The sequence below is a fragment of the Halobacillus kuroshimensis DSM 18393 genome (assembly GCF_000425705.1).
Taxonomy (GTDB): domain Bacteria; phylum Bacillota; class Bacilli; order Bacillales; family Halobacillaceae; genus Halobacillus; species Halobacillus kuroshimensis.
In genome coordinates, this window is sequence record NZ_AUDY01000011.1 from 120,885 (window position 1) to 140,317 (window position 19,433).

Here is a 19,433-nt window from a genome sequence, read left to right on the forward strand (position 1 = left end):
AAGAATTTATTTAACGAAAAGACGAAACAAATGACCTCTTTGAAGAGAGGTATGTATAGGAGCAGGCAGCCTGAATTCCAACTGCCTGCTTTATTATTCTTTTTTATCCTTCGGGAGAAACTCGAAAATTTCCCCATTTCGAATACTATCAACCAAATCATTCAGCCAGTGGTAGTACGCTTTGGATTCCTCCAATTGATCATAGAACTGCTTGGCTTCCGCTACGATATCAGGGGTGCTTGCGGCATCTTTGATGACATTGATAAAGTCTTCCTGCGCTTCTTCAATAGCGTCGAGGTTCATTTTGACCTCCCGCTCCCACATCTGGCAGTAAAACGACATAAACGAGCGGAAGAAGTTCTTTTCAGCCGCATACGTATGCTTCCTGGACCCTCTGGTGAAGGTTTTTTTCACCATATCGATGTCCTGGAGCTTACGGACACTCGTACTCATGCTCGGTTTGCTCATCCCAAGTTCTGTACGCATTTCATCAAGGGTCATTTGATCCTTGAAGTACATCGTCGCATATAAGTTTGCTGCAGCCGGGGTCACCCCGTATAAATCCATCGTTTCGGCAATAGCACCGATCACTTTCCCTTTGGCTTCTTCTATTTTAAGTTTTGGTCCATCCGTTGATTCACTCATCGGGTCGCTCCTTCGTTCTAAAGTAAATCGTGTTAAATATTTATCAAATTTTCTTTATGAACTTCATGTTAACGGCTTCAGTTGAAATGTCAAATGCACTGGGACGCTCACATTTGTCCGAAAGTCTGTCCCTTCTATAGTTATAGACGTATTAGGGGAATTTTATCAATATTATTCTGGTGGAGTTTTGACACCTTAGAAGAACAATGTTAGCGTTAAGTTTGTTAAATAAATTTTTAATAAAGTTAACTTACTTCCAAAAATGGAGTGAATCAATATGAATCTAAAACAACAGCAATACATCAATGGAGAATGGGTGGATGCACAGTCCGGTAAGAAACGCAGCATCATCAATCCGTACAATCAGGAGGTCATTGCAGAGGTTCCGGAAGGGGATGAGAAGGATGCCCGCGCTGCAATCGCTGCAGCAAGAGAAGCGTTTGATGAAGGAGACTGGTCATGGACGCCTGCTTCCGAGCGCGGAGAGCTGGTTACGAAAATTGGTCATCTTATAGAACGGGATCAAGAGGAACTGGCTTACCTCGAGTCACTGGATACAGGAAAGACGATGGAAGAGAGCCGCGGAGATATGGAGGATATTGCAGGAGTCTTCCGCTATTACGGAGAGCTTGCGGATAAAGAAGGTGGAGAATTGATCGATGCGCCTGTGGAGGATTCCATCAGCAAAGTCGTCCGCGAGCCCGTAGGAGTCTGCGGTCAGATTACGCCGTGGAATTATCCTCTTTTACAAGCGTCCTGGAAGCTTGCACCGGCGCTTGCTGCTGGAAACACTCTCGTGATGAAGCCGAGTGAGATCACACCGCTGACCACTATCAAAGTATTTGAACTGATGGAAGAAGTGGGCATACCTGCCGGCGTCGTCAACCTTGTCCTGGGGTCAGGAGCAACGGTTGGTGCTGAGCTTTCCAGTCATGATGATGTAGATCTCATTTCCTTTACCGGTGGGATTGCCACAGGGAAGAAAATTATGCAGTCCGCCAGCGGCAACGTGAAAAACCTGGCTTTGGAGCTGGGCGGCAAGAATCCGAATATCATTTTTGCTGATGCTGATTTTGAAACAGCTGTCGACCAGGCTTTGAATGGGGTGTTTTTCCATGCCGGGCAGATCTGCTCAGCTGGTACGCGTTTAATTGTCGATGAAGCGATTCATGACGATTTTGTACATGCGCTTGTCGAGCGGGTGAAGAACTTCAAGCTTGGAAGCGGTTTTGAACAAGATACTCAGATGGGGCCGCTCATCTCAGCTGAACACTTGGCTAAAGTTGAAGCTTACGTGGAAGCGGGCGTGAAAGAAGGAGCTTCCCTCGTTGTCGGAGGACGGCGTCCGGAAGATCCGGAACTTCAGCAGGGATTTTTCTACCTGCCTACTATTTTCACAAACTGTACGACAGATATGACAGTCGTTCAGGAGGAAGGCTTCGGTCCTGTTATAACTGTAGAGAAATTCCGCAGTGAAAAAGAAGCGGTCACCCTTGCCAATGATTCGGTTTACGGCCTTGCCGGCGGTGTCTGGACGATGGATATTGCAAAAGCAGAGCGCTGCGCGGCGAGAATGCGTATGGGAACGGTCTGGATCAACGATTTCAACCTTTATTTCCCTCACGCACCATGGGGAGGATTCAAGCAGTCCGGTATCGGGCGTGAACTGGGCAGACCAGGATTGGAAGAGTATACCGAAACGAAGCATATTTTCCATAACTTGAAGCCTGAACCCATCCACTGGTTTTGATCATACCTTTTAATTTTATAGAACAGATAGATAGAGGAGGAACAATCGATGAGTGAATACTATGATATTGTCATTGTCGGTGGAGGAAGTGCGGGATCTGTACTTGGAAACCGCCTCAGTGAAGACGGAAAGAAAAGTGTGTTGATTTTAGAGGCTGGACGCAGTGATTACTCCTGGGACCTTTTGATTCAAATGCCGGCAGCCCTGCCGTTCCCAGCGGGGAAGAGTTTGTATGACTGGAAGTATGAATCCGATCCTGAACCACATATGAACGGCCGCCGCATCAAGCATGCGCGTGGAAAAGTGCTTGGAGGATCAAGTTCCATCAATGGGATGATTTATCAGCGTGGAAATCCGATGGACTATGAGCGCTGGGGAGCGGACGAAGGAATGGAGAAGTGGAACTTTGCCCACTGTCTTCCGTACTTCAAACGTCTGGAGAATGCTATTGGTTCCCCGGATGATGACCTTCGCGGGCATGATGGTCCCATTAAGCTGGAACGTGGTCCGGCTGAGAATCCATTGTTCCAGGCGTTCTTTAACTCCGGCGCCCAGGCTGGATACTCCCGTACACCGGACGTGAATGGTTTCCGTCAGGAGGGCTTTGGACCTTTTGACAAGCATGTCTATAAGGGGCAGCGGATGTCCGCCTCCCGTGCGTATCTTCACCCGGTATCCGATCGTGAAAATTTAACGATCAAAACCCGCGCATTTGTGAAACACATCAATTTCGAAGGAACAAAAGCCAAAGGATTGACGTATCAGCGGAATGGCAAAACCCATCAGGTGGAGGCCGGAGAAATTGTTTTGTCCGGTGGGGCGATCAATACTCCACAGCTTCTGCAGTTATCAGGAGTAGGGGAAGAAAAACACCTGCGCTCACTCGGAATTAAGCCGGTCGTTAACCTGCCGGGAGTGGGAGAGAATCTTCAGGATCACCTTGAAGTGTACGTGCAGCACGCGTGCCCTCAGCCCGTTTCCCAGCAGCCAAACTTGAACAAGGCCCGTATGCCTTGGATTGGCCTTCAATGGATGATGGGTCGGACAGGCCCGGCAGCAACGAACCATTTTGAGGGCGGAGGGTTCGTCCGTTCCAATGATGAAGTGGAATATCCGAACCTGATGTTCCACTTCCTGCCGCTTGCCGTCCGTTACGATGGTCAGAAAGCGCCGACAGATCACGGCTTCCAGGTACACATTGGACCAATGTATTCCGATGCCCGCGGCTCACTGAAAATTCGCTCGAAAGATCCAAAAGAACACCCGAGTATGGTGTACAACTACCTTTCTACGGAGCAGGACAAGCGGGAATGGGTGGAGGCGATCCGGGTTACCCGTAAGATCATGTCGCAGCCGGCAATGAAGCCTTACAATGCTGGAGAAATCTCCCCGGGCCCGACCGTTCAGACTGATGAAGAGATTCTCGAGTGGGTCAGGGAGGACGCGGAAACAGCGCTTCACCCGTCCTGTACGGCAAAAATGGGTCCTGAATCCGATCCAATGGCTGTTGTTGATCCAGACACGATGAAAGTACATGGACTGGAGAACCTTCGGGTTGTGGATGCTTCTGCGATGCCTTATGTGACCAACGGAAATATCCACGCTCCTGTATTGATGCTCGCAGAAAAAGCGGCGGATCTCATTCGTGGTCGTCAGCCTCTTGAACCGATCGATGCTGACTTTTACCGTCACGGTGTTCATGCGCCGGATGCGGGAACGGTTTCTAAATAATTTGTAAGGTGCATACTATCTTCGGACCTCCGGAACCTCTTCCCGTTACTTTTCCGGAAAGTGAAGAAAAAGTTTCGACCGCCAGGCAGCAGCTCCCTTGAATGATTTTTGTTCTAAACCAACCCCTTCGGCACATAATGAATGCCGAAGGGGTTTTTTATATGGAAGCTTTTCCTTAACTCAATATTTACTTTCTATTTAATTTGAGTTATCATATTCTCATTAACTTATAAGTATATACTTATATAACTATTTCGGGGGGTATGGTTACTCAAAAATCTTGTAAGGGATATGGTATGGAGAGGTCATGATGATTCCTTTTTATTCTCTGTTGTTTTTATGGTCTATTCTGATTGGAGGTTATTGGCTGCTGCGCTTCGCAGAAAGGCCTGTACGGTCGAAGTATATGGAGGATCTGTGGCGTCCATGGAAGTATAAAGAAAAGGAAAGGGGGTAATTTCATGTTGCAAATATAAGCATATACTTATACACTGATGGTTGAGGTGATGTTATGGAAAAGACCATAATAACGTTGGAAGAAGCTGCAAAAACGCTGAAGCTTCTTGGAGATAAAACCCGTTTGACAATTGTTGGACTGTTGAAGGATGGCGAGTGCTGTGTCTGCGAATTTGTAGATGTCCTGGAAATGAGTCAGCCTTCTGTCAGTCAGCATCTAAGGAAACTCAGGGATGCGGGCTTGGTGAAGGAGCAGCGGAAAGGTCAGTGGATCTTTTATTCCTTGAACACCCGTCATGAGACATACCCGATTATTGAGGAAGTCTTGAATCAAATACCTGATCAAAAAGAAAAGTTAATCGCATTGGAGAAAGCCGGTAAACGCATCCAGTGTGACTAGTAGGAGGATTGTTTGGATTTGGCATGGATAGCAACGATTATATTTATACTTACCCTGATCTTTGTCATCTGGCAGCCTAAAAATCTGGGGATTGGATGGTCCGCCTGTGCGGGTGCCATACTTGCTCTAATTTTTGGTGTCGTTGATTTTCAGGATGTTCTCGCTGTGACGGATATCGTCTGGAACGCCACTCTCGCGTTCGTGGCGATTATCATCATTTCGCTGATTTTGGATGAGATCGGATTTTTCGAATGGGCGGCGCTGCATATGGCCCGTGCTGCTAAAGGAAATGGCCGGCGCATGTTTATTTATGTCACCCTGCTTGGTGCAGTTGTGGCTGCTTTGTTTGCCAACGACGGGGCGGCGTTGATTTTGACGCCGATTGTCCTGGCGATGGTACGAAACTTGAACTTTAAGGAAGCGATGGTTCTTCCGTTTATTATGGCGAGTGGATTTATTGCAGATACGACTTCACTGCCGCTGATTGTCAGTAACCTCGTCAACATTGTTTCTGCGGACTTTTTCGATATCGGATTTATTGAATACGCATCCCGTATGGTTGTACCGAACTTGTTTTCCTTAGCGGCCAGTATCCTCGTTTTATTCTTGTTTTTCAGAAAGAGTATCCCGGGGCAGTATGATCTGGCTCAGCTGAAGAAGCCGGTGGATGCGATCCAGGATCATAAAATGTTCCGCTTATCGTGGGCCGTTCTGGCGGTTCTGTTAGTCGGGTACTTCGCGAGTGAACCGCTCGGTATTCCAGTATCGATAATTGCCGGCATCGTGGCCATCTTCTTCTTAATGATGGCGCGCAGAAGTGCGGCTGTAAAAACGGGAGAAGTGATCAAAGGAGCCCCGTGGGCCATCGTCTTCTTCTCGGTTGGGATGTATGTCGTTGTCTACGGTTTGCGTAACGCCGGCTTGACGGACGTACTGGCTGATGTGATTCAGGCCACAGCAGACCAAGGGTTGTTTGTCGGTACCGTATCGATGGGATTCATTGCGGCTATCCTGTCGTCCATTATGAATAACATGCCGACAGTCATGATTGATGCCCTGGCGATTGCCGAGACGAATACCACGGGAACCATGAGAGAAGCCTTGATTTATGCCAACGTCATCGGTTCCGACCTTGGACCGAAGATTACGCCGATCGGATCCCTGGCCACCTTATTATGGCTTCATGTCCTTTCGACAAAAGGTGTGAAAATTTCCTGGGGCTATTACTTTAAGATAGGGATCGTCCTTACCGTTCCTACCTTATTCATTACATTAGTCGGTCTCTATGTATGGCTGCTCATCTTATAACAACTATTCAAAAAGGAGAAATGCTTTATGTCTAACAAACCAGTCATTTACTTTCTATGCACAGGAAATTCCTGCCGCAGTCAAATGGCCGAAGGGTTCGGAAAAGAATACCTGGGAGAGGAATTTGATGTCCGTTCGGCTGGTATCGAAGCCCATGGCTTAAACCCGAACGCTGTAAAAGCGATGAATGAAGTGGGTATTGATATCAGTGGTCAAGAGTCTGAAATCATTGATAACGATGTTCTTAATAATGCGGCTTATGCGATTACCCTCTGCGGAGATGCCAATGATAAGTGCCCGATGACGCCTCCACACGTCACACGTTTCCACTGGGGCTTCGATGATCCAGCGAAAGCGGAAGGGACAGAGGAAGAAAAATGGGCGGTATTCCAACGTGTCCGTGACGAGATTGCCGACCGCATTAAGACATTTGCCGAAGAGAAAAAATAAGAATGAGAAAAGCCGGGACTTGATCAAGTCCCGGCTTCTTTTTATCCGTTTCTTTTGTTCAGATACCGATCGATAACGGCGAGGGCTTCCTGCGGGCCGCCGCAGTGATCAAAGCTTTTCTTAATCTTTCGGATTCCCTCCAGATAGGCTTCATCGTTCACGACTTGGTCCACACCTCGATGCAGCGCTTCTTTCGACACTTCGTTCGGGAAAATCGGATAACCGGCGTGAAGCTCCGCAAGTCTCGCTGCCACCATAGGCTGATCTTTATCCCGGGGAAGGACAACCATCGGGACTTCCTTGTCAATGGCCTCATTTACGCTGTTCATGCCGCCGTGGGTTAAAAAGACATCGGTGTATTCCAGTACCTCAAGCTGAGGAACGTAGGACCGGATGATGAAGTTTTCCGGAGCCGCATTGATTTTGTTGAAGTCGGTAAACGATCCGGCCGCAATGACTACTTTCCCTTTAAAATCACCAAAGGCGTCGATACACAGGTTGAAAAACTCCTCTACTTGATCAAGGACGGTCCCCATTGAGATGTACAGGACTTTTTCATTCTTCAATTCTTGTAGAGGGAAATCGTGGGCGCCCTTCCGCTCGGGAAAACTTGGGCCGATAAAGTAATTTTCCTCACCAAACTCCTCTAAACGGGGCTGGAAATAGGCGCTTGTGTAGACCATCGTCTGCTCTCCTTGATTATGCATGAATTGCAGCATGGACGATGGCGCCACTCCGAATTCCTGATTCATCGTTTCCATCAATTGTTTGTTCCTGTCGCTGTACTCCAGTGTATCCGTGTGGTCCGGATGAAGAGGAAGACGTTTGCGGTAATCTTCAGGAATCAGGAAAGAGGCGGATGATGAGAAGCCAGGAATCTGCAGGTAGTCCCTGACGAGTTCGCCCGCTCCGAAAGAATCATAGTAAACAAAATCAAAGGAAATCTCTTCGGCAAGCTGCTTCGTTATCGATAAAATATCGAGAGACGTCTGCAGCATGATGTTGATGAAGGATTGAATCCCTTCTTCTGAAGAAGGATCAACACCGCCGATGAGCAGGTGATCCTCATGTAGATAGACGTGTGCCCCTACACCTTCAAGGCGGGATTTATATTTTTCAGTAGTTATGTAGTGGACGTTGTCCCCACGATCAGCAAAGGCCTTCGCAACACCGAGGCTCGGGTTTACGTGACCTTCTGCGGGAACGTTGATCATTAGGATATCAGCCATTTTTCGTCACCTCTTTATAAAATGTGAGTCAACACTCACGTTTCATAATAAAGGGGCGTAAAGCTTGAGGAAACCATCTTGTTTATAAATGGGAGAAAAGAGGGAGAGGTGGAAGAAGAGTGAAAATGATTCTTTTTATCAGTGTAGTGGAAAAAAGAGCAGCCGTGAAGGCCGCTGTGAATGGAGAGACCGTCACACTTCTTTTGCCTCAAATGTACGGCAGTCGGTTTCTTCCTGAGAGGAAGCGGTACGTCCGGATTCGCTTACGATGGAGATAGCAGGGGCTCCGCATTTCTCTCCACCTTCATTATGGATACAGTTGTTCACTTCACATAGAACTTCTAAAGCCATTCAGGTTCACCTCCCTGTATGATATCATTCTATACCTTCAGTGATTCATGACTACGCAACAGCTTGTCCATAATAGATCTATATGATAGAAAACGACCTCTATGACAGATGAGGTCGTTTTCTCAGCATCATAATTGATAGAAGCTCTTCGTCAGGTTTGTTTGGCGAGGAAGGCTTCCATAAGCGTATGGAACCTTTCATGATGTTCCCAGAACATCATGTGGCCCCCAAGGACATCGACAGCTGCTTTGGGAGCGAGTTTGTTTAAGTAAGGACGGGCAGTGCTGCTCCAGTGCTCAGCCACAACATACAGCGTTGGAATCTGTTGACTTCCTGATGCTGCTTCTTCACGATAATCCGAAAAAAGACCGGATGAAAAAAGGTTGGCTGCAATGTAATAGGGTGTCGTGAGCGACTGCTCCACCAGCCATGACAGCTCCTCCTCCGTTAAATCTCTCTGAACCATCACACTGTTCGCATAGGCGGAAATGAAATCCCGCTGTCCCTTGGGATTTCGGAGATAATTCGTGTAAGCTGCTGCCATATCGTCTAGCTTTCCTTCCACCCAGTCCTGATTCTCATTGTGGGATAAGGATTTTGGCGGCATATCAATAAGAACCTGCCCTTTCATGTCATCCGTCCCGAACTGGCGGATGTATTCCCACACTGTAAGACAACCGAATGACCATCCTATCAGAATAGGGTTTTCGATTTTCAGCGCTTGGAGAACTTTTTGTAAATCGGCTCCATGGGTGGCATAGTCGTTGCCGTGAACCGTCATGGTTGATCGTCCGTGACTTCTTGGGTCGATGACAATGGTCCGGTGGGTTTTGCAAAAGTGATCCACCTGCCGGGAGAAAACCTCTGTCGTAAAAGTAAATCCCGGTATGAAAACGAGGACGTCTCCCGCTCCGTGATCTTCTACATACAACTCGACCCCTGGCTCCACTTCAATATACGTTTTCATGCTCCACCTCCGAAGGTTGTTATCTCATTCTATTCATATCCACCGATTCCCATTTCTTTAATCCGGAATACTAAAAAACGACAGGCAGAACGCCTGTCGTTTTTAGATTATAGGAAGAAGAAAACAACAAGCTGTAGATACAGCTGGACCATCAAATAAAAGGCGATGGCGTATTTGTAGTTGAACATCAGTCCGTTTTTGACGATGCTTAATTTATTTACGGAGCTTAAGATGATTGACGGTAGAATGAGCGGCGATACCATGATGGAAATTACGCTTCCTGATGTGATGCCGAGAACGACAATTTCCGGCGGGTATGGAAGTTCCACCCCTTGAAGAATCCCGGATACAAGAACGATGACCGTCAACGGTCCCAGACCGATGAATCCGAGGATGATAACAACAAATGGCAGCACCCAGAGGAAGTTCAGGAACGGTACAGCATCTGTAATATAAAACAGTCCATCGATAATGTATTCTCCATATCCTGACTGGTTGACCGCATTGATTAAAAAGCCGGCGGCCAACAGAATGGAAAACTGCTGGGCTTTATTAGGGATGCTTTCCTTCAGGTATACTTTTCCGTTTTCTACAATAGCCCCCGTCCGACCGCGGACGATGAAGTAAAGGATGACCCAGGCGGTAATGACGATCGGAATAATCAACAGCAGATCGACAGCCCATACAGCGTTCAGGATGAAAATTGATCCGAACAACGTCACAAATAATACAGCAAACTCGACAGCATCTTTGTTGCCGCGGGTGTCCTGTTTTTTCTGCTCGGCAATTTCAGCAAGCTGCTCCTGAATACCTGCGGTCAAATCTACTCCGTAGTGCCGCTCCTGATATTTTGAAAAGAGAACAGACAGAAGGATGCCGGCAAAGGATATAAAGAACCCCTGCAAAATTGATAAACCGAGTGATGCACCGAGAGAATCGACGGCGAAAATGAAACTTGGAATGCTGACGACCCACATCGTCGTTAAGCTGAAGGCCCGCAGCAGGGCGGTCCCTTTATAGTTTTCCCATGCTTCGCCTTTCTGTTTGCTTAGAAAATCGTTGATCATCCCGTATACCATCGGAATCGATCCGAACAACAGGAAGTAGGAGATGATCTGGGTGATGACCATCATTCCGAAATAAAATTTCCGGCTCGTATTCAAAAGCCTCTGGGCAAAGTTGATGACCGATTCGATGTACGGCTTTTCCTCAAGCACCCAGCTGATCGCAGGGACGATCAGAAGGAGCGCAATCAATCCACTCATCACGGTAAAGCCCTCCACCACGCCCTGAGTGAGAGAGGTGCCCGCAATGAGGTGGACAATCAGGGCAATGATTAACAGGAGTAATGAAATCCATGCCTGTTTTACCGGAAGCAGAACATACCCTATGATGAAGGCGGCCAGACCAAACAATGACATAGCGGTGGACAAGGGCTCTCCGCCAGCAAAGGAAACGATAAAATAGATAAGGACATAAAGACTGATAAATAAAGTGTAGCCTCGTTTGGCCATTGCTTTCATGTTGGATGCTCCAATCTCTTGCTTTGTATTGACTCACATATCGTATCATATGGCGTCTCAATTATCTTAGGATGTGCACAGAAGCATAGGGTTCTATCTTTTTCTTTAGTATGATGAATAGGAAGGAATACGTATACATGAGGGGGAACGTAAGATGAGACGCGTCATTATCGATACAGATACAGCCGGCGACGATACTATCGCTTTGTTGACCACGCTGCATCATTTCAAGGTGGAGGGGGTAACCATTACCGGGGGAAATGTGGCTTTCAATCAGGAAGTTGAAAATGCGCTTTATACGATTCAGGTCGCAGCCCTGGAGGAGAAAGTGCCGGTATACAAAGGTTTGGAGCGTCCGTTGAATGCAGTGGGGATGACGGCTCACCGTACCGTTGAAGACGTTCATGGAAAGGATGGCATGGGCGGTGCTTTTTTTGACTCAGCCACCCAGCGTCCGGAAACGACACATGCTGTAGATTTTATTATTGAAACGATCAGGAAGAATCCTGGGGAAATTGAACTGCTGGCTATCGCTCCACTAACTAACATTGCGATGGCTTTTCAAAAAGATCCCGGCATTATTCCGTTGATTGCGCATGTGTATGTCATGGGAGGAACGAATAACTCGCTCGGCAATATTACAGCTGCGGCTGAATACAATTTCTGGGTCGATCCAGAGGCTGCTAATATTGTCCTCCAGTCTGGCGTTCCTGTCACGATGGTGGGATGGGATATGTGCGTCGCGTATTCGGTGATGGATGAGGAGGACCATCGGGAAATCGAAGATCTGAATACCACCGGTTCACGATTTTTCACAGCGGTCAACAAGGTGGTAAGACAGTTCAATAAAGAAGTACACCGTCTGCCCGGAACCACCCATCCGGATACACTGCTTACCGCTATAGCTGCGGATGAATCCATCATGACTGAATCGCATTCCTATTACGTCGAAGTCGAGACTCAGGGGAGGCTGACCCGCGGGTACAGCATGGTGGACATCAATAACAGGAGTGGATGTCAACCCAATGTGCGCGTCTGTGAAGCGGTGGACCGTGAAAAATACAAGCAGACGCTTATCCGCGTTTTATCTTCTATTGAATAGGTGGATTTCTATTTTTATGAAAAAGACGAGTAAAAACTTTACGTCTTGGTAATGAAACATAGAGAAGGAATTTATAGGCTGGCTTTCATTTGGTAGGTCCTCATTCTGCATGTATAGTAGATGTATAAAGAAGAATCGTAAAGGAGTGATGGATATGAAGACCATCGGCATTGATCTTGGCGGCACCAACCTGCGCGCAGGTGTCGTAGATGAGAAAGGAAGCATCCTTGTTGAAAAAAGTATCCGCACCGAAACGGATAAAGAGCCGGCGTACGTGATTCAGCAGATGAACGATATGATCAAGGAACTGATGGACGGGCATGATATTTCTTCCATCGGGATCGGATCTCCAGGTCCTCTCAATCCTCATGAAGGGAGAATCCTCAGCCCTCCGAACCTGCCGGGATGGGAGGACGTTCCCCTTGTCGATGAGGTGCAGGCAGCGGTCGATGTTCCGGTCCACCTCGATAATGATGCCAACGCTGCTGCGCTTGCCGAAGCAGCATTCGGTGCAGGACGGGGCCATGCGTCCAGTTTCTACATAACGATCAGCACGGGAATTGGCGGCGGCTATGTCCTCGACGGGAAAATCGTGCAAGGTGCCCAGGGGTATGCCGGAGAAATCGGCAACATGATCTTAAAGCCGGACGGCCCAAGCTGGTCCAATCTGAATGCTGGTTCCTTCGAAGCCCTTGCTTCTGGTACGTCTATCGGGAGAGAAGGAAAAGCGCGTCTTGGTGTAGACGGCGGTGCGGAAGAGGTTTTCCGGAAGGTGAAGGAAGGGCACGAAGCAGCAGCCCTCATCGTTGATGATACGATTACGTATTTAGCTATGGGCATTGCAAACCTCACTCACATTGTAAATCCATCTGTGTTTGTTCTGGGGGGAGGAGTAATGCAGGCGGAGGATTTGCTGCTTGTCCCTCTGAGGGAACGTTTGAATGATTACTTGTATCCGCAATTGAGAAATCAAGTGAAGCTTGAACCGGCTGAGCTCGGCACGAAAGCAGGATTGATAGGTGCAGCACTGCTCGGTCGTACAGAAGCGCTCTGATGGGGACATCTGTGTTAGGCCCTTCTCATCATATGACGTAGATTTTTGTTGAAACACTCCTCCATTTTCTCTTGCTTTCCGCCCTGTCTCATAGTACTCTTGTGGTCTATTGAAGGGAGTGGAAGACCATGGAAAAGGTGGTCATCTTAGCCGAAAAACCCTCGCAGGCAAAAGCCTATGCCGAGGCCTTTACCGTGCAAAATAAAACGAAAACCCATATACAATTAAAACCTGACCATACGTTCCCGGATGGAGCGGTCATTACGTGGGGGGTCGGCCATTTAGTTGAGCTGAAGGAGCCCCACGATTATAAGCCCGAATGGAAAAAGTGGAAGCTGGATCAGCTGCCGATCGTTCCGGACCGGTACCTTGAAAAAGTTTCCAAAGGGAAATGGGATCAGTTCCAAGCCGTCAAAAAACTGTTCCAAAGCGCTGATGTGATCATCAATGCTGCGGACGTCGACCGGGAAGGCTCTAACATTTTCTACAGCATCCTCCGCCTTACGGGGGTGAAAAACAAGCCTGTCAAAAGGCTTTGGATCAACTCCCTCGAGCGGGATGAAGTGCGCAAAGGATTTCAAAACCTGCAGGCCAATGATAAGGATCTACGGATGTTTGAAGAAGCCAAAGCCCGCCAGATCAGTGACTGGCTGGTCGGTATCAACGCCAGTCGTCTGTTTACTCTGCTGCTGCAGAAAAAGGGTTTTGGCAGCTACCTGTCGATTGGACGCGTCCAGTCCCCGACCGTGTATTTGATCTACCAGCGTCATAAGGAAATTGAAAGCTTTGTCTCTGAGCCCTTTTACCAGATTGAAGGTCAGTTCCAGGCGGAGAAAGGCTCTTATAAAGGGCTGGCTAAAATCAAGGAAAAGGATAAGGCAAAAGTACAAGCCTTTATGGATGAGTACGGTTTAAAGGAGAATGAATCGCTGTCTGGTGTTGTGGAAAATGTTGATAAAAAGACGAAGTACATCAAATCACCGAAGCTTCATTCGCTATCCACGCTGCAGAGTGTCGCGAACCGGCGTTGGAAGTATACACCATCCCATGTATTGAAAACGATGCAGAAGCTGTATGAGAAAAAACTCGTCACCTATCCACGGACGGACTGTAACTTCATAACGGAAAGTGAATTTTCCTACTTGGTGAAAAATCTGGATGGGTACCAGAAAACGCTGAACGTGTCGTTTACGCCGGTTTCCACGAAGCCGAAGAAGCGGTACGTCGACAGCAGCAAGGTGCAGGAGCACTATGCGATCATACCGACAAAATCGGTGCCGACAGAGAAGAAACTGAGCGGGCTGAGCCGTGATGAGCAGAACATTTACAATGAGGTGCTTGCAACGACGCTTGCCATGTTCCATACCGATTACATTTATGAAGAAACGACCCTGTACACGCATGTAAAAGAGCTGCCGTTTAAGACGACCGGTAAGCGCGATGTCAGTCAAGGGTGGAAGGAACTGTTTCCGAAGCCGGCCAAAGCGAAGGAAAAGGAACCCCTCCTTCCTGAAGTTCATCAGGGAGAAGAAGTGGACGCGAAGCTTCATATTAAAGAAAGCATGACACAGCCTCCGAAGCCGTACACTGAAGGTCAGCTGATCAATATGATGAAGACATGCGGAAAATTGATGGATGACGAAGGGGACGTTGAAATTTTAAAAGAGGTCGAAGGTCTGGGAACCGAAGCAACGCGTTCAAGCATCATCGAAACTATCAAAGCGCAGAATTATATTGAAGTGAAGAAGAATAACGTCTATGTAACGGAAAAAGGTAAGATGCTCTGTGAAGCCATCGAAGGCACACTGTTGTCGAGTCCATCCCTTACGGCTAAGTGGGAGACGTATTTGAAGAAAATCGGCAGCGGTGAAGGCTCCAGACAGGTGTTTCTTAAGCAGACCGGCCAATTTATAGAAAAACTCATTCAGGAGACCCCGGAGGCTCTGCAGCAGGTGGAAGTCCGCAGTACCGGGGAAAAGACATCCCGGGGCAGCAGCAAAGAACCGATTGCCAAATGTCCATCCTGTCAGACCGGTGAGATTATGGACCGCTATAAGTTTTATGGCTGTTCTAATTACAAGGAAGGCTGTAAGGTGACTTTTCCGAAGAAGCTTGCCGGCAAGACGCTGACAAGAAATATGATCAAGACGCTTTGTGAGAAGAAGAAAACGAAGGTCCTCAAAGGATTTAAGGGCAAAAAGCCGTTCAGCACAGCCTTGAAACTGGACGAGAACTTCAGTATAAAGTTTGACTTTGAAAGCAGAAATAAGCAGACCACGTAAAGAGGAGTCCTGCGTCAGGACTCTTTTTCATGTTATTGCGGAAGCTTCAACCCGGATATTTCCCTTCAGCATAGGTTTTAGTTTCAGTGGTTGTGGTCATGATTTAAGTATACCTTTGAGCTGGAGTGTATTTGTTGAATTTTTGTAAAAGAAACAGGAGAATAACGAGTGAGGAGCTCTCGACAGGGTGATGATTAAGAAAGAGAATCGGAGAGCTTAAGGACGAAACTGAGAAGCATCATACCGGCATTTGCAAGTGCCGGGGACGGATTCATAGTGGAAAGTGAGTGGTCATGATGAAAAGATTCGGTGTATTAACAAGCGGAGCAGATGCTCCGGGAATGAATGCAGCCATCCGGGCTGTTGTCCGTTCCGGTATTTATTACGGTGTAGATATGCTTGGAATCCAATATGGTTTTCAGGGTCTTATAGATGGAAAAATCGAGAAGATGGATGCTGCATCTGTCGGATCGATCATGCAGCGGGGCGGAACGATATTACAGTCCTCCCCTTCTGATGTAGTTTTTTCTGAAGAAGGTAAAGCGAAGGCACTTCAAATGATCAAGCAGCATGGAATCGATTCCCTTATCGTCATCGGTGGGAAAGAGTCGCTGCAGGCAGCGGCTGTTCTGGAAGAAGCCGGCTTACCCACTGCCGCGATTCCAGCGACGATTGATTCTGATATTCCTGGTGTTTATGAAGTCATTGGTTTTGATACAGCTCTGAATACGGTAATGGATTACATTGACAGGATCCGGGATACGGCTTCCTCCCATGAAAAGTCTTCCATTATTGAAGTGATGGGCCGGGACACCGGTAGTCTTGCCCTTTGGTCCGGACTTGCCGGCGGGGCGGAAAACATTTTGATTCCTGAGAAAAAAGAGGACCTGGACTCCATCGTTGAGCAGATCAAACAGGGGCCGTCGCGCAGCAAGCGCTACAGTATCGTTGTTGTTGCAGAGGGAACCGTGAGTGGGATCGATCTCAATGAACGACTGAAGCAGGAGGCAGGCATCGAGTCACGTGTAACGGTTCTCGGCCATACTCAGCGCGGAGGTGCCCCGACAGCGGCCGACCGGATTCTCGCCAGCCGCCTTGGAGCCTATGCCGTCGATCTGTTGATCAAGGATCAATCAGGTGTGATCGTCACTATAAAGGATAATCAGCCTGAAGCCCTTACCTATGGATCTGTCCATGCGAAAACGGTACAAGTGGACGAAGACGTGTACAACCTATCCTCTCGTTTATCCATATAAAAAAACTTCCCATCTTCAGGATGGGAAGTTTTTTCGTAGATGGAGAAGTCCTCGGTTTCCATATGAAATAATGGAAACGCTAGGGGTGGAAGGGATACAATAGAGGTAACCGGACTACTACAGGTATGATAATCGGTTCAATTTACTTTTTAAGGAGTTAATGATGAAACAAGTTGTGAAGATTCTGCTGATCATTGTCGGAAGCGTGTCCCTTGGTCTGGGTATACTGGGCATCGTCCTGCCGTTGATTCCGACGACTCCGTTTCTACTATTAACAGCTGCATGCTATGTACGAAGTTCTGATCGTCTGTACAACTGGCTGATGACAAATAAATGGTTTGGCAGTTATATACAAAATTATAAATCAGGCCGGGGGCTCCCCCTGAAAGCGAAAATATCAATCCTTGTAATGATTTGGTCTTCATTTTTATTCTCGGCTTTTTATATTGCTCCAAATCTTCTTATGAAGGCCGGATTCATCTTCGGCGGGTGCTTTTTCACAGTGGTCATCTATCTGACGAAAACATACAAGCCGGAGGATCATTCCTGATTTTTTCTCTTCAGCCTTATAGAATACGGAGAAACGTGGTAGGATGAGGACTGGTGTGAAAAAGCGGAAAAAGAACGTACAACAGGAGGTTGTGTAATGGATAATAACGATATATTGATTCGTCTGCGTTATGCTCTTGATTTAAGGGACAGTGAAATGAAGGAAATCTTTGAGCTCGGCGGTGAGGACCTTGCTGTGGAAGAGGTCAAGCTGGTGCTGACGAAAATAGAGGAAGACGACGAGGAAGCCGTGGACGGTATGGATTATATCAAGTGTACGAACAGTATGTTGGAATCATTCCTTAATGGCTTCATCATTTATAAGCGCGGCCCTCAGAAAACGAAGGACGGCGACCCTGTCAAGCCGGACCGCTCCATCAAAAACCGTTCCAGTGTGAACAATGTCATGATGAAGAAGGTGAAAATCGCCCTGCAGCTGAAAAATGAGGATGTGATTGATATCCTTGATGAAGCGGGCGTTTCGATCAGCAAAGGCGAACTCAGTGCGATCCTAAGAAAAGAGGGGCATAAAAACTATAAGCCCTGCCTGGATAAGTTCGCTCGGAACTTCCTGAAAGGTCTGGCCATTAAGTATCGTACTTGAATTGAAAAAAAGCGTCCGGATCAAACCGGACGCTTTTTTTATATGGAAGACACGTGGACGGGATCAATGGTGCTTGTGAGCGGATACTTCACCCGGAACTTACGATTGATGGCATGAACCAGGGCTTGTTTGGCTTCCTCAGATTTTATGACACCTTCTTCAATATCCTCATGTTCCATCTTCACCTCAAAATCAATCTGGTGATGTTTGTAATGGATTTTTCCAGAAACGACCATAGGAAAGAACCCCTCCTTATGCAGATCTTTTTAAGGAGAAGTTCCCTCCAAGTCTATTGGTAAAACTTTCTTATCAAAAGCCTGAAAATCGTTTAAGGGGAATCCGGATCATCAGGTTGACGTTCGCTTCCTTGCTTTCTGTTTTTACCGTCAACAGATAAGGAAAGGGCAGTGTTTAAGTGCTGCATGGATGGCGTCATTCTGTTTATCTGAAAAATCAAGGTGTGGAGATTTTCGATTCTTCGGTCAATCTTCATACACTTCGCATTCAATCGTGTCCATGTTGGCCATTGCTCGTTTCATCCGCTCAAATTTCACTTCATCGACCATGTCCTGCATACGCTCACCTGAACGGACGAGCAGAAACTTCATTTCATGCGATACTTTCCTCGTGGTCGGTCTGATGGTTCGTTTGATCACTGGAAAGACAGCGGATCCGGTAATGAGAACGACAGATCCTACTGCTGCTGTCTGGATAAATCGTAAGAACATCGGTTGCCCCTCCGTAATGATCGGTCTTACCTTAAGGTTTGCCTCTGGCTGTAAGCTTTATACCAGGGGGGCTGCCCGGCTTTTTTTAAGGGCTGGAGTGTTCCTACGTTTCTTTTTCTTGAAAAAGGGATACATATAAAGGAGATACTTATCGATGAAAGGATGGATTTATCCATGAAGGTACTTGTCGTAGGAGCCAATGGTCAGGTAGGAAAGCACCTTGTACAGAACATACAATACCATGATGATATAGAAGCTGTAGCTATGATCCGTAAAGAGGAGCAGGCCTCCTATTTTAAGGATCTTGGTGCAGATACCGTCATTGTTGATCTTGAGGATGAGACAGAAAAAATAGCGGAAGCCTTTGACGGAGTGGATGCTGTCGTGTTTACAGCGGGGTCAGGGCCGAACACAGGGCCGGACAAAACGGTAATGATTGACCTTGATGGAGCTGTGAAAACGATGGAGGCTGCCAAACAAAAAGGAGTCAGCCGCTATGTGATGGTCAGTTCCTTTGATACGACACGTGAGGCGATCCAGGGAGCTCCGGCGTCCTTCGCTCCGTATGTCATTGCGAAGCATTATGCCGATGACTGGCTGCGCCGTACGAACTTGAATTATACGATCGTCCATCCAGGTATTCTGACAAATGAAGATGGTACCGGTCAGGTAGAGGCAGCAGAGACCGTTGAACGGGGAGAGATTTCCCGGGAGGATGTTGCAGGCGTTCTGCTTTCGGTGCTTGAAAACGAATCAACGATTGGAAAAGAGTTTCAAGTCGTTGGTGGATCTACATCCATCAAAGATGCTGTGAACAAACTCTAAGCTTTCGAACAGGGGCAGCCTGCTGATTCAGCAGGCTGTTTTTTTATGGGCTGCGGCTTCTCTTATTACGAGGTTGTTACAGAATTAAAAGAACATAACAGATTATTTAAAACAAGGGGTTTTTCTTTAAAATATGTTATGATCAGTTTTGTCGTAGAAAAAAACGGCACCCATGATGCAGCGAATGTGCTGTCGGTATTTTAGTTGATTTTGGTTTATTAAA

At 47.2% G+C, this 19,433-nt stretch carries 19 protein-coding genes; 12 read left to right on the forward strand and 7 right to left on the reverse strand.

Annotated elements, in window-relative coordinates:
• Window positions 1-93: 93 nt before the first annotated feature.
• Complete coding sequence (cudC, locus tag H615_RS0113320; RefSeq protein WP_027955614.1) at window positions 94-645, reverse strand: choline uptake/conversion transcriptional regulator CudC; 552 nt, start codon at window positions 643-645, stop codon at window positions 94-96.
• 277 nt (window positions 646-922) lie between these two features.
• Here cudC and betB point away from each other — a divergent pair, with 277 nt between their 5' ends.
• From betB to arsC, 5 genes are all read left to right on the forward strand, one after another.
• A complete protein-coding gene (betB, locus tag H615_RS0113325) occupies window positions 923-2,395 on the forward strand; it encodes a betaine-aldehyde dehydrogenase (protein WP_027955615.1) in 1,473 nt (490 codons plus the stop codon).
• A gap of 48 nt (window positions 2,396-2,443) precedes the next feature.
• Window positions 2,444-4,126 (forward strand): choline dehydrogenase, encoded by a 1,683-nt coding sequence (gene betA / locus H615_RS0113330; protein ID WP_027955616.1) that lies wholly within the window; start codon window positions 2,444-2,446, stop codon window positions 4,124-4,126.
• A gap of 511 nt (window positions 4,127-4,637) precedes the next feature.
• Window positions 4,638-4,982, forward strand: a complete 345-nt coding sequence (locus H615_RS0113340) for an ArsR/SmtB family transcription factor (protein ID WP_027955617.1) — start codon at window positions 4,638-4,640, stop codon at window positions 4,980-4,982.
• Window positions 4,983-5,000: 18 nt separating this feature from the next.
• Window positions 5,001-6,290 carry an arsenic transporter gene (locus H615_RS0113345; protein ID WP_206933757.1) on the forward strand — a complete coding sequence of 430 codons (1,290 nt, stop codon included), beginning with the start codon at window positions 5,001-5,003 and terminating at the stop codon, window positions 6,288-6,290.
• Between the two features lie 27 nt (window positions 6,291-6,317).
• Window positions 6,318-6,740, forward strand: coding sequence for an arsenate reductase (thioredoxin) (gene arsC, locus H615_RS0113350; protein WP_027955619.1), 423 nt, complete (start codon window positions 6,318-6,320; stop codon window positions 6,738-6,740).
• A 41-nt stretch (window positions 6,741-6,781) separates the two neighbouring features.
• Here the strand turns inward: arsC and H615_RS0113355 are convergent, their stop codons facing one another.
• From H615_RS0113355 to H615_RS0113370, 4 genes are all read right to left on the reverse strand, one after another.
• Window positions 6,782-7,969 (reverse strand): macrolide family glycosyltransferase, encoded by a 1,188-nt coding sequence (locus H615_RS0113355; RefSeq protein ID WP_027955620.1) that lies wholly within the window; start codon window positions 7,967-7,969, stop codon window positions 6,782-6,784.
• A 192-nt stretch (window positions 7,970-8,161) separates the two neighbouring features.
• The gene (locus H615_RS22120) at window positions 8,162-8,320 is read right to left on the reverse strand and encodes a DUF1540 domain-containing protein (protein ID WP_084163156.1); all 159 of its coding nucleotides are present in this window, start codon (window positions 8,318-8,320) and stop codon (window positions 8,162-8,164) included.
• 151 nt (window positions 8,321-8,471) lie between these two features.
• The gene (locus tag H615_RS0113365; RefSeq protein WP_027955621.1) at window positions 8,472-9,287 is read right to left on the reverse strand and encodes an alpha/beta fold hydrolase; all 816 of its coding nucleotides are present in this window, start codon (window positions 9,285-9,287) and stop codon (window positions 8,472-8,474) included.
• 107 nt (window positions 9,288-9,394) lie between these two features.
• Complete coding sequence (locus tag H615_RS0113370) at window positions 9,395-10,810, reverse strand: hypothetical protein (protein WP_027955622.1); 1,416 nt, start codon at window positions 10,808-10,810, stop codon at window positions 9,395-9,397.
• A 154-nt stretch (window positions 10,811-10,964) separates the two neighbouring features.
• On the opposite strand from H615_RS0113370, the gene H615_RS0113375 reads away from it, so the two are divergent.
• The 6 genes from H615_RS0113375 (at window position 10,965) to H615_RS0113400 (ending at window position 17,657) form a co-directional block, all read left to right on the forward strand.
• On the forward strand, window positions 10,965-11,912 hold the full coding sequence (locus H615_RS0113375; RefSeq protein WP_027955623.1) for a nucleoside hydrolase: 948 nt from the start codon (window positions 10,965-10,967) through the stop codon (window positions 11,910-11,912).
• Window positions 11,913-12,066: 154 nt separating this feature from the next.
• Window positions 12,067-12,966, forward strand: a complete 900-nt coding sequence (locus H615_RS0113380; protein ID WP_027955624.1) for an ROK family protein — start codon at window positions 12,067-12,069, stop codon at window positions 12,964-12,966.
• Between the two features lie 128 nt (window positions 12,967-13,094).
• Window positions 13,095-15,248: a type IA DNA topoisomerase gene (locus H615_RS0113385; protein ID WP_027955625.1), complete on the forward strand. Its 2,154-nt coding sequence runs from the start codon at window positions 13,095-13,097 to the stop codon at window positions 15,246-15,248.
• A gap of 296 nt (window positions 15,249-15,544) precedes the next feature.
• Complete coding sequence (locus tag H615_RS0113390) at window positions 15,545-16,504, forward strand: ATP-dependent 6-phosphofructokinase (RefSeq protein ID WP_027955626.1); 960 nt, start codon at window positions 15,545-15,547, stop codon at window positions 16,502-16,504.
• 163 nt (window positions 16,505-16,667) lie between these two features.
• A complete protein-coding gene (locus H615_RS0113395; RefSeq protein WP_051254707.1) occupies window positions 16,668-17,054 on the forward strand; it encodes a YbaN family protein in 387 nt (128 codons plus the stop codon).
• A gap of 96 nt (window positions 17,055-17,150) precedes the next feature.
• Entirely contained in the window at window positions 17,151-17,657 is a 507-nt protein-coding gene (locus H615_RS0113400; RefSeq protein ID WP_027955628.1) for a YehS family protein, read from the forward strand.
• Between the two features lie 38 nt (window positions 17,658-17,695).
• Here the strand turns inward: H615_RS0113400 and H615_RS0113405 are convergent, their stop codons facing one another.
• Both H615_RS0113405 and H615_RS0113410 read right to left on the reverse strand, forming a co-directional pair.
• The gene (locus H615_RS0113405) at window positions 17,696-17,893 is read right to left on the reverse strand and encodes a hypothetical protein (RefSeq protein ID WP_027955629.1); all 198 of its coding nucleotides are present in this window, start codon (window positions 17,891-17,893) and stop codon (window positions 17,696-17,698) included.
• 246 nt (window positions 17,894-18,139) lie between these two features.
• Complete coding sequence (locus H615_RS0113410) at window positions 18,140-18,385, reverse strand: hypothetical protein (RefSeq protein ID WP_027955630.1); 246 nt, start codon at window positions 18,383-18,385, stop codon at window positions 18,140-18,142.
• A gap of 174 nt (window positions 18,386-18,559) precedes the next feature.
• Between H615_RS0113410 and H615_RS0113415 the strand changes: the two genes are divergently transcribed.
• Entirely contained in the window at window positions 18,560-19,210 is a 651-nt protein-coding gene (locus H615_RS0113415) for an SDR family oxidoreductase (RefSeq protein WP_027955631.1), read from the forward strand.
• The last annotated feature ends 223 nt before the right edge of the window (window positions 19,211-19,433 follow it).